The organism is Phaeovulum sp., assembly GCF_041596715.1.
Classification (GTDB): domain Bacteria; phylum Pseudomonadota; class Alphaproteobacteria; order Rhodobacterales; family Rhodobacteraceae; genus UBA6213.
The window spans coordinates 1-10732 of sequence record NZ_JBFHIA010000097.1 but is presented as its reverse complement, the minus strand read 5'-3'; the positions used below and the strand labels follow the sequence as shown (position 1 = coordinate 10732).

The following is a 10732-nucleotide window of genomic DNA, read 5'->3' as shown; positions in this document are numbered from 1 at the left end:
CGCCTCGGACAGCGCGCCCAGCAAAGGGCGTTATTGCAATTGAGATCCGGCGGAAAGCAGGATGCCTCCGCCGGACCGGGCGCTTATCGGGTATGGGGGCGGCGCTGTCAAGCAAGATTGCGGAAAGCGGAGGGGCATGAATCGCTGCGCCGGGCGCATCTTGCAAGCGGCCAGACGTGCCGCAAACGTTGCCGATCTGGCACGCCGTGCGCGCAATTCGCAGCCCGCCCGCCCGCCTTACCCCCACCGCGCCAGCACCTCATCAACCCCGACCCGCCGCATGGGCGAACCTTGCCCGATCGCGCCGGGGGTCAGTGACAGGCGCGGTGCGGGGCTAGGCTGCATCAGCCCATCGTACAGCTGATAGGTCTTGCGTGCGGCGTTGTGCGGATGGGCAGGCGCTTCGGCGATGCGCAGCACCGGGGCGGCGCAGGCGTCGGAGCCTTCAAGTTCAGCGGCCCATGCATCGCGGGTTTTCGTGGCAAACACTGCGGCAAGCCGCACGCGGGTTTCCGGCCAGCGGGCGCGGTCCATCTGGGGCGCGAGTGTCGCTGCGTCGATGCCCAGCCGGGCCAATAGCTCCGCCCAGAACTTCGGCTCGATCGCGCCCACCGCGATATGACCACCACAGGCACAGGCGTAGGTCGTGTAAAAAGGTGCCGCGCCATCAAGCAGGTTTGCCGCGCGGGTGTCGGCCCATGCCCCCTGCCCCGCCATGCCCGAAATCATCGCCATCAGATGCGCAACCCCGTCCGAGATCGCCGCATCAACCACCTGCCCTTTGCCGCTGGCGCGTGCGTGCAGCAGCGCCGCGACCATGCCGAACGCCAAGTAGAGCGCGCCACCGCCAAAATCGCCCAGCAGGTTCAACGGTGGCACCGGTGCCGAGGCCGGGCCGATTGCGTGCAGCGCGCCCGAAAGCGCGATATAGGTGATGTCGTGCCCGGCTGTCTGTGCCAGCGGCCCGCTTTGCCCCCAGCCGGTCATGCGGCCATAGACCAGCGCCGGGTTCTGGGGAAAGTCGGCGGGGCCAAGCCCCAAACGCTCCATCACCCCCGGCCGCATCCCCTCGATCAGCGCATCGGCGCGGGTAATCAGCGCGCGGGCGGCAGCGGCCCCGGCGGGCGATTTCAGATCAAGCTCCAGCACATCGCGGCCCCGGTCTAGCACGTCATAGGCAAGGCCCAGCACATGCGGCGCGCCACCGGGCCGTGTGATGCGGATAACGTCAGCCCCCATGTCGGCCATCAGCATCGCTGCAAAGGGCGTCGGGCCAAGCCCCGCAATCTCGACGATACGAACCCCGGCAAGCGGGCCTTGGGCAACGGTCATTACGGCACCTTTCGTCTGGCGCGAGCGGCAAAACCTGCGCGCCCCGGCAGATTAGGGGCGCGCGCGCATTGCGCAAAGCAGGAAAGGGCCACGCGTGCTGCGGGCTGCCCGCAGCACCGCCGCCGCTTTGCGCGGATGCCGATTGCAGGCAGCGCCTTGGCGCGTCAGCCGCCTGCGCGTTCTTCCAGTGCCAGCCATTCTTCCTCGGCCGCGCTCAGCGCCGCTTGCCGCTCGGCAAGCGCCTCTGAGGCCTTGCGGAACTTTTCCGGTGCGCTGCTGAACAGGTTGGGGTCCGAAAGCAGACCTGCCAGCTTGCCAATCTCGGCCTCGAGCTTGGCGATCAGCGCAGGCAGCGCCTCCAGCCGGTGCCGTTCGGTAAAGCTGAGACCCGGCGGTGGTTTACGCGAAGCGGGCTTGGGGGGCGACACTTGCCCCCCGGTGCGCGCGCCGCCGCCTGCCGATGTAGCACGGGCTGGCGTAGGCGCGCCCTCGGCCGCGGCCTTCGCCTCGGCTTTTTGCGCCTGATAGTCCGACCAGCCGCCAGCATAAACGGTTGCCTGCCCGTCGCCCTCCATCGCCACCGTGGTCGTCGCTACCCGGTCGATGAAATCGCGGTCGTGCGAAACCAGAAGCACGGTACCGTCGTAATCGTTCAGCACGTCTTGCAGAAGGTCTAGCGTTTCGACATCCAGATCGTTGGTCGGCTCATCAAGTACCAGAAGGTTCGACTGCCGCGCCATGATCCGCGCCAACAGCAGCCGCGCCCGCTCGCCCCCCGAAAGTGAGCCGATCGGGGCGCGCGCCTGCGATTCGTCGAACAGAAAATCTTTCAGATAGGCCACCACATGGCGCGGCGTGCCGCGCACCATCACCTGATCCGAGCGGCCTGAAACGCTCATCTCTGGGTCGTTCACCATCCCGTCCCAGAGTGACATCGAGAAATCGAGCGTGGCGCGCGCCTGATCGAACACAGCCACCTCAAGCCGGGTGCCGAGCGTGACGGTGCCGGAATCGGGCGTCTCTTCGCCGGTCAAGAGTTTCAAAAGCGTGGTCTTGCCAACGCCGTTGGGGCCGACAAAAGCGATCCTGTCGCCCTTGAGCACGCGCAAATCGAAGTTCTTGACAATCTGGCGGTCGCCAAAGGACTTGCTCAGCCCGCGCGCCTCGATCACCCGCTTGCCGGACGAGCTGCCCGCATCAAGCGCCATCTCGGCGGTGCCTTGGCGACGGATCATCGCCGCACGTTCGGCGCGCAGGTCCGCAAGCGCGCGCACCCGCCCCTGATTGCGCTTGCGTCGCGCCGAAATACCTTCGACCGCCCAGCGCGCCTCGGCCTTGATCTTGCGCTCTAGCTTGTGGCGCGCCTCGTCTTCCTCGGCCCAGAAAGTGTCGCGCCAATCTTCGAACCCGTCAAAGCCGCGCTCAAGGCGGCGCAACTGGCCACGGTCGATCCAAAGCGTGCCGCGCGTGAGGTCGCGCAAAAAGGTGCGGTCGTGCGAAATCAGCACGAATGCGGTGCGCGTCGTTGCCAGTTCCGCCTCAAGCCAGCCGATCGCCGCGATGTCAAGGTGGTTGGTCGGCTCATCAAGCAGCAAAAGCTCGGGCGCTTCGGCCAACAGCTTCGCCAGCGCCGCGCGCCGCCGCTCGCCCCCCGAGGCGGTGGCAACCGGCGTGTCGGGGTCGAAATGCAGCCCCTCGGCCACCATCGCCACGCGGTAGCCCAGATCGTCGTCCAACGCAGAGGCGGCGAAATCGCCCAGCGTGGCAAAGGCGGAAAGGTCTGGCTCTTGCTCCATGTAACCCACGGCAACGCCCGGCGGCACCACGCGGCTGCCCGCGTCGGGCTCGACCAGCCCGGCCATCACCTTCATCAGCGTCGATTTGCCAGAACCGTTGCGCCCCACCAATGCCAGCCGGTCGCCCGGTTGCACCACAAGGTCAAGCCCGGCAAAGAGCGGGTTGCCGCCGTAGCCGAGGGTAATACCGGAAAGTTGCAGAAGGGGTGCGCGTGCCATGGCTGCGGGCTAGCGGGCGGCGCGCAAAAGGTCAACGGGGGCCGCGCATCCCCCAGCACCGGCCACGCGCGCGATCAGGTCGGAACCGGGGCTGCCATTTGCCCCGCAAGCGCGCGCAGCAGGCGCGCCCGCGCTGGCGGGATTGCCGCGATTTCAACGCCGGTGAAAACGTGCAACGTTTGCATGTCGCGGTCCACCACCGCGTGGTCCGAAACCCAACCGCCCATCGCAAGATAGCTGCGCAATAGCGGCGGTATTTGCGCGGGCATCGCAGCGGAAGGCATCAGACCGGCCTGCGCGGCCCCCGTGACTGCCGCTTGGCGGACGGATTCCGCATCTGAGGCGAAGGGCCCTGCCGCGGCATTGCTCGCGCCATAGCGGACCACCTCCGGCGCGCGCACGGCAGGCATCCAGCGGGCAGGGCCAAGGTGGTGGCGCGCAAGATGGGCAAATGCCGTGCCATAGGCCGAAGGGTCGGTGCCCGCAAAAGACGACGCGCCAAACATCAGCGCCACCCCCCTTTCATCGACAAATCGCGTCAAAGCACCCCATGCAAGGCGCAAGGCATCGCTTTCAACGGGGCCCGCACGGGTGCAGAACCGCCCGACCTCAAGCATCGCCGCGGGGTAGTGCCGCAGCTTGGCCAGATCATAATACTGCGCCGCATAGCTTTGCCCGATCGCAGCACCCGAGGCGAGTGGCAACAACCGACAGGTCGCCAAAAGCTCACCCCCCTCGCGAGCATCCTCCACCAGCAAGTGCAGGCAGCGCGCGTCAAAGGCATCAACGTCGCGGCCCGCGCCCGCCCCCGGCCCGGCAAGTGCGGCGCGAAACGCCCGCCAACGCAGCGCCTGCGCGCGCGCCAGATCCTCGTCCGAGCGGGCAAGGCGGGCAATCAGTCGGCCTCGGCAAAGCGGTTCCATCGGCTGGCGTTCCTGCATTTGGCATGGTCGCGCCCACGCCCTATATGAACGGTATGCGCCTTGGCGGCACGCTATGCCAAGGGCGCGACAAGCGGAAGGAGGCGTGATGAGCCAGAATACCGACGATCGCGACGCCGAGTGGCGCGCAAAACTTTCGCCGATGGCCTATGCCGTTACCCGCAAGGCCGCGACCGAGCCGCCCTTCAGCCACCCCGGCTTTGCCGAGGGCCCCGGCGCGTTTCGCTGCGTCTGCTGCGGCGCGCTGTTGTTTTCAGCCGAGGAAAAGTATGAATCAGGCTGCGGTTGGCCCTCGTTCAGCGCCGCCCTTGCCACCGCGCCGATCGAAGAACGGCGCGACACGAGCCACGGAATGGTGCGCACCGAGGTACGCTGCGCGTCTTGCGACGCCCATCTGGGGCATGTGTTCGACGATGGCCCCGGCCCGACCGGCCTGCGCTATTGCATCAACGGCGTGGCGCTGGATTTCACCCCAAACGAGGGTTGATCTGAGGACCGCGGCTAGTTCGTGAACTGGCTTGCATCGAAATTGCCGATATTGCCCAACATCTGGCGAATGAAGCCGACGCCCTTGATGTTGCTGTCGGTGACGCGGCGCGACAGGGTCACGACCTCGCCTTGTTCAAGACCGAAACGCTCGACGTTGGTGACGATGCCGCGGGTGCTGAAGCTGATCGCCACCACCTGCCGCTCAACCTCGCGCGGGGCAAACGGGCCAAGGTATTTCCAGCGGCTGCCGACGTAATACCAGGCCGAACCTTCAAGCAAGCCCTCGGCCGAGGGCCGCCCGACGGCTGCCGCCGCCTGCTCGCGCGTGGTCTTGCCCACAACCACTTTGGCAAGGTCTTCATCGGTCGGCACATAGCCGTTGTTGCGATAAACCGGCGAACAGGCCGCACCCATGGTAAGTGCCGCAAGCGCAAGGACCAGCGCGCCGCGCCGCGTCACCGAACCTCTATCCACGCTGAACCCCCTCTTGCCTTGCGGCACCAAGCCTTTTATCCCGATTACATCAGACGCGGCCCACCCTCAAGGACGCTGTGACCGAAATCCGCGCCGATGCCCCGCGCGTGTGCCGCGAAGGAGCCACCGATGCCCGACCTACCCCCCCCGTTTCACCATGTTTTGCGCCTATCCGAACTGGCCGGGCGCAAGCCGACGCGCTTTACGCTTACCCCCGATGCCGCTGCGCGCGCCGAAATCGCGCTTTGGGCGGGAATCGAGGCTGTGCCCCGCCTACGCTTTCAGGGCGCACTTACGCCGCGCGGTCGGCATGATTGGCAGCTAGAGGCAGAGCTTGAGGCGACGGTGGTGCAACCTTGCGTCGTCACTCTGGCACCGGTGACAACCAAGATCAGCGAACCGGTCGAGCGCCGCTGGCTGGCCGATCTGCCCACGCCCGAGGCCGACGAGGCCGAAATGCCCGACGATGTGGCCCTCGAACCGCTATCAGACGAAATCGACCTCGGCGCGGTGATGCTCGAGGCGCTGGAACTGGCGCTGCCGCTCTATCCGCGCGCGCCGGGTGCCGAGTTTGGTGCCGCCGAAGTGACCGACGCGGGGCTTGCACCGATAGACGATGAAGCCCGGCGTCCCTTCGCAGGGCTTGCGGCAATGCTGGAGGCCAAATCCCGAAAGCCCGACTAAACCCCGCCGGCGCGCGCAAGAAAGGGCTTGCGCCCCGGCGGAATCGCAGTATGTTCCCGGCCTCGTTCCGAGATCGGGTTCGCACCCCTGCCGCTTTGCGGCTTTTGTGCAGTTACCCCATGAAATACTGGGCCAATGGCCCCCGAAACCCGAGGTTGAGACATGGCCGTCCCACAGAACCGCACCACCCGTTCGCGCCGTGACATGCGCCGTGCGCATGATGCGCTGGTTGCTGCAAACCCCGCCGAGTGCCCGAACTGCGGCGAACTGAAGCGCCCGCACCATGTGTGCGGCTCTTGCGGACACTACGATTCGCGTGAAGTGATCGCACAAGCCGCCGTCGAATCAGACGAGGACGCGGCCTGAGCCGCGGGGCGCACTGCTCATGCCTGCATCGCAGGACCCAAGAAAGCTCGCTGCCACGCCCGAAGGGGCGGGCAGCGTCGTTATTTCGGTCGATGCAATGGGCGGAGACCGCGGGCCTGCTGTAGTAGTGGCGGGGGTCGCCTTGGCGGCCGCTGCGTTGCCGTCTGCGCATTTCATTCTGCATGGTCCCGAGAGCGAACTTGCACCGCTTCTGGCGGCTGAGCCGCGCCTTGCCGGGCGCTGCGAGCTGCGCCATGCCCCCGAAGTCGTCACAATGGAGTCGAAACCGGGTCAGGTGATGCGCTCGGGCCAAGCCACCTCGATGTGGTCAGCCATCGAATCGGTGCGCGCCGGCGAAGCGCCCGTGGCCGTGTCTTGTGGCAATACCGGCGCGATGATGGCGGTGTCGATTATCCGTCTGCGCCGCCTGCCCGGCGTCAACCGCCCGGCCATCGCTTGCCTCTGGCCATCGCTCAACCCTGCGGGGTTCAACGTCATGCTCGATGTCGGCGCTGATGTGAAGGCGGACGCCGACGATCTTCTGCAATACGCGATGATGGGCGCCTCGTATGCGCGCAACGGTCTGGGCGTAGAGCGGCCGCGCGTCGGCCTGCTGAACGTCGGCACCGAGGAGCACAAGGGTCGCCCTGAACTCAAGGTCGCCGCAGAATTGCTAAGCACCGCCGCAGAATCCGGCGGCTTTGTCTATGTGGGCTTTGTCGAGGGCGGCGATCTGCCTTCGGACCGAGTCGATGTCATCGTAACCGACGGGTTTACCGGCAATATCGCGCTGAAAACTGGCGAAGGCACCGCGAAACTGGTCACATCGCTGACCCGCGAGGCGCTGAACTCCACCTGGCGCGCCCGGTTGGGCGGATTGCTTGGCCTGCCCGCGCTGCGCCGCCTCTCGGCGCGCATCGACCCGCGCCATGTCAACGGCGGGGTGTTTCTGGGCCTGAACGGCATCGTGGTGAAGTCGCACGGTTCCGCCGATGCAACCGGCGTCGCCGCCGCTGTTCGCCTTGCCTGCCAACTCGCGCAAAGCGGCTTTCGCGAGCGTGTCGCGGCACGGGTTGCCCTTGCGTCAAGAAGCGCGCAGGATGCGCCTCTGGCAGGGGCTGAGAGCGAGAACTCCGTATGACCATCAGAGCCGTTGTGCGCGGCGTCGGGCATTATTTGCCTGCGCGCGTCATGGAAAATAGCGAGTTCGAGGCCCATCTAGAAACCTCGGACGAATGGATTCGCACCCGCTCGGGCATCGAACGACGCCATATTGCGGCCGAGGGTGAAACCACCTCTGCAATGGCAATCCATTCCGCCCGTGCCGCGCTGGCAGACGCGGGCATAGAGGCCACGGCGATTGATGCGATCATCGTTGCCACCTCGACCCCCGACCTTACGTTCCCTTCGGTTGCGACGATGGTGCAAGCGGGGCTTGGCAACACCACGGGCTATGCCTTTGACGTACAGGCGGTATGCGCGGGCTTCGTGTATGCGTTGGCCAATGCCAATGCGCTGATTCTCTCGGGGCAGGCGCAGCGCGTGCTGGTGATCGGTGCCGAGACCTTCAGCCGCATCCTTGATTGGAACGACCGCTCGACCTGTGTGCTGTTCGGCGATGGCGCGGGGGCGCTGGTGCTTGAAGCGGCCCCCGGCGACGGAACCGCGGCCGACCGCGGGATACTCGCAACCGACCTGCACAGCGACGGGCGGCACCGCGAACTGCTTTATGTCGATGGCGGGCCTTCCAGCACCGGCACCGCCGGGCATCTGCGAATGCAAGGCAACGCCGTTTTCCGCCATGCCATTGAAAAATTGGCAGAAACCGCTGAGGCGGCGCTTACCAAAGCGGGCCTGACAGATGGCGATATTGACTGGATCGTGCCGCATCAAGCCAATATCCGCATCATCGAAGGCACCGCCAAGCGTATGCAGGTGTCGATGGATCATGTGGTGGTAACGGTGCAAGACCACGGCAATACCTCGGCGGCATCGATTCCACTGGCGCTATCGGTGGGGCGCGCGCGCGGGCAGATCAAAGAAGGCGATCTGATCGTGACCGAAGCAATAGGCGGCGGTCTGGCCTGGGGCGCGGTGGTTTTGCGCTGGTAACCAGCCTGCAAGAGCCACCGGCAAGCCATTGATATTGACTCGGGAATCCAAACCGACCATCCTGACCCAAGGGGAGCCGCCGAGGGAGATTTGGCATGAGTGGCAAGACACTGACGCGCATGGACCTGTCGGAAGCCGTATTCCGCGAAGTTGGCCTGTCGCGCAATGAAAGCGCACAATTGGTAGAAAGCGTGCTTACGCTCATGTCCGACGCTTTGGTGGCGGGCGAAACCGTGAAGATCTCGTCGTTCGGCACCTTCTCGGTGCGCGACAAGACCTCGCGCATGGGGCGCAACCCCAAGACGGGCGAAGAAGTGCCAATCAGCCCGCGCCGGGTGTTGTCGTTCCGCCCCTCGCATCTGATGAAAGACCGCGTCGCAGCGGGTAACAAGGGTTAAGCGGAGGGCCGCGCGCAATGACGAAAGCGGCCGAAGCGTTCCGAACCATTTCCGAAGTGGCCGAGGCGATGGGCACGCCCGCGCATGTGCTGCGTTTTTGGGAAAGCAAGTTTCCACAGGTAAAGCCGGTAAAGCGGGCCGGTGGGCGGCGCTATTATCGCCCGTCCGACGTGGCGCTTTTGGCGGGCATCAAGGTGCTTTTGCATGACCGCGGCATCACCATCCGGGGTGTGCAAAAGATTTTGCGCGAAGACGGCGTTCGCCAAGTTGCCGCGCTGGCCGACGAGATCATCAGCCCACCAGCCGCACCAGCCACAAAGCTAACCCGCAATGCCGATGAGGCCCCTGCCCGCGCGACTGCGTCCATCGTGCGCCGCCGCACCGCGAATGCGCCCAAAGCGCCCATGATGCCAGAGATCACGCAGGCCCAGCCCGAGTCGGATGTGGCGGCAAATGCCCCAGACACACCGACACAGCACAGCACCGCAAACCCGCGCGATTCGCAGGCCCCGATGCTGTTTGACGCTTTGCCCGAGGCCCCGGCACCCATTGCTGCACCAACGCCAGCCAAAAGCACGGTTGCCGAAGAACCGCCGCGCCCGCTTTGGTCCGAAAGGCTGCGCAGGGCGGCGCCGCAGGCCACGCCCGAAATCGCAACGGTTGCTGGCGCACTGGCCGCGCGTGCCGTAGCACTGCGCGCGCGCCTTGCGTCACCCGCGCGTCCCTGATGGAAAAGCTGCGTTTTGATGCTTGCCCCTGGCTCCGACTTCGCTCTATATGCGCCTCGTCGGGCCGTGGCGCAGCCTGGTTAGCGCGTCCGTCTGGGGGGCGGAAGGTCGAGAGTTCAAATCTCTCCGGCCCGACCATTAACCAAAACGCCCATCGCCCCACCGGGCGGTGGGCGTTGGCATATCTGGCGCCCATTGCGGCGCAGGCTGGATAAGGGAAAGCCGATGCGCACCGGAGTGCTGCCTGACCACACGCTGCGCACGATGATCGCACGGGGCGAAATTGCCGCCAACCCGCCCGTGACCGCCGCGCAACTGCAACCCGCCAGCCTCGATCTGCGCCTTGGCAATGTGGCCTACCGGGTTCGGGCCTCGTTTCTGCCGGGGCGCGGCAACCGGGTGGCCGCGCGCCTACCCGAGTTCGAGATGCACCGGATGGATCTGACCGAGAGCGCAGTGCTGGAAAAAGGCTGCGTCTATCTGGTGCCGCTGATGGAAACCCTTGCGCTGCCCGAAGGCATCACCGCGGTCGCCAACGCAAAAAGCTCGACTGGCCGTCTCGATCTGCTCACCCGGCTTGTGACCGATGAAGGCAGCGAGTTCGACCGCATCGCAGCAGGCTACGAGGGCCCGCTTTACGCCGAGATTTGCCCGCGTTCGTTTTCGGTGCTGGTGCGCCCCGGTATGCGGCTGAACCAGATCCGTTTTCGCGCGGGCCAAGCGGTGCTGAGCGACGCGGAACTGGCGCGCCTGCATGCCGAAGAACCGCTAGTGTCGGGCACGCCGCTGTTCGATGGCGGCCTTGGCTTTTCGGTCGATCTGCGGCCCGAGTCGGGCGATCTTTTGGGGTATCGCGCCAAGCCGCATACCGGGGTGATCGACCTTGACCGCATCGCCTATTACCCGGCCTCGGAGTTTTGGGAAGAAATCCACTCGCGCGAAGGGCGCATCATTCTTGACCCCGGCGCCTTCTACATTCTGGTCAGCCGCGAGGCGGTGACCATTCCACCCGACCACGCAGCCGAAATGGCCCCGTATCTGGCGATGGTGGGCGAGTTTCGGGTGCATTACGCGGGGTTTTTTGACCCCGGTTTCGGCCACGGTGCCGCGGGTGGGGCAGGTTCGCGCGGCGTGCTAGAGGTGCGCTGCCACGAAGCGCCCTTCGTGCTTGAACACCGCCAAGTGGTGGGGCG

The 10732-nt window shown here is 65.8% G+C and carries 12 protein-coding genes and 1 tRNA gene; 9 read left to right on the top strand and 4 right to left on the bottom strand.

Going from position 1 to position 10732, the window contains the following annotated elements; translation table 11 throughout:
• Positions 1-237 precede the first annotated feature (237 nt).
• The 3 genes from ABY403_RS08410 to ABY403_RS08400 all read right to left on the bottom strand — a co-directional run bounded on the left by ABY403_RS08410 (position 238) and on the right by ABY403_RS08400 (position 4270).
• The gene (locus ABY403_RS08410; protein WP_372840329.1) at positions 238-1332 is read right to left on the bottom strand and encodes a CaiB/BaiF CoA transferase family protein; all 1095 of its coding nucleotides are present in this window, start codon (positions 1330-1332) and stop codon (positions 238-240) included.
• A 164-nt stretch (positions 1333-1496) separates the two neighbouring features.
• Positions 1497-3347, bottom strand: coding sequence for an ABC-F family ATP-binding cassette domain-containing protein (locus ABY403_RS08405; RefSeq protein ID WP_372840328.1), 1851 nt, complete (start codon positions 3345-3347; stop codon positions 1497-1499).
• A gap of 74 nt (positions 3348-3421) precedes the next feature.
• Positions 3422-4270, bottom strand: a complete 849-nt coding sequence (locus ABY403_RS08400; protein WP_372840327.1) for a GNAT family N-acetyltransferase — start codon at positions 4268-4270, stop codon at positions 3422-3424.
• Between the two features lie 106 nt (positions 4271-4376).
• Here ABY403_RS08400 and msrB point away from each other — a divergent pair, with 106 nt between their 5' ends.
• The gene (msrB, locus tag ABY403_RS08395; RefSeq protein ID WP_372840326.1) at positions 4377-4775 is read left to right on the top strand and encodes a peptide-methionine (R)-S-oxide reductase MsrB; all 399 of its coding nucleotides are present in this window, start codon (positions 4377-4379) and stop codon (positions 4773-4775) included.
• A 14-nt stretch (positions 4776-4789) separates the two neighbouring features.
• On the opposite strand, the gene ABY403_RS08390 is transcribed toward msrB, so the two are convergent.
• Complete coding sequence (locus ABY403_RS08390) at positions 4790-5191, bottom strand: outer membrane protein assembly factor BamE (protein ID WP_372840330.1); 402 nt, start codon at positions 5189-5191, stop codon at positions 4790-4792.
• Between the two features lie 189 nt (positions 5192-5380).
• On the opposite strand from ABY403_RS08390, the gene ABY403_RS08385 reads away from it, so the two are divergent.
• From ABY403_RS08385 to ABY403_RS08350, 8 genes are all read left to right on the top strand, one after another.
• Positions 5381-5935: a DUF177 domain-containing protein gene (locus tag ABY403_RS08385; RefSeq protein WP_372840325.1), complete on the top strand. Its 555-nt coding sequence runs from the start codon at positions 5381-5383 to the stop codon at positions 5933-5935.
• A gap of 162 nt (positions 5936-6097) precedes the next feature.
• The gene (rpmF, locus tag ABY403_RS08380; protein WP_372840324.1) at positions 6098-6301 is read left to right on the top strand and encodes a 50S ribosomal protein L32; all 204 of its coding nucleotides are present in this window, start codon (positions 6098-6100) and stop codon (positions 6299-6301) included.
• Positions 6302-6320: 19 nt separating this feature from the next.
• Positions 6321-7442, top strand: a complete 1122-nt coding sequence (gene plsX / locus ABY403_RS08375; RefSeq protein ID WP_372840323.1) for a phosphate acyltransferase PlsX — start codon at positions 6321-6323, stop codon at positions 7440-7442.
• The gene (locus tag ABY403_RS08370) at positions 7439-8413 is read left to right on the top strand and encodes a beta-ketoacyl-ACP synthase III (RefSeq protein WP_372840322.1); all 975 of its coding nucleotides are present in this window, start codon (positions 7439-7441) and stop codon (positions 8411-8413) included. Before plsX ends, ABY403_RS08370 begins: the two co-directional genes overlap by 4 nt.
• A 95-nt stretch (positions 8414-8508) precedes the next feature.
• Entirely contained in the window at positions 8509-8811 is a 303-nt protein-coding gene (ihfA, locus tag ABY403_RS08365; protein WP_372840321.1) for an integration host factor subunit alpha, read from the top strand.
• 17 nt (positions 8812-8828) lie between these two features.
• Entirely contained in the window at positions 8829-9539 is a 711-nt protein-coding gene (locus ABY403_RS08360) for a MerR family transcriptional regulator (RefSeq protein ID WP_372840320.1), read from the top strand.
• 60 nt (positions 9540-9599) lie between these two features.
• Positions 9600-9677: transfer RNA gene (locus ABY403_RS08355), tRNA-Pro, on the top strand.
• 87 nt (positions 9678-9764) lie between these two features.
• A partial coding sequence (locus tag ABY403_RS08350) for a 2'-deoxycytidine 5'-triphosphate deaminase (protein WP_372840319.1) occupies positions 9765-10732 on the top strand: 968 nt, incomplete at its 3' end.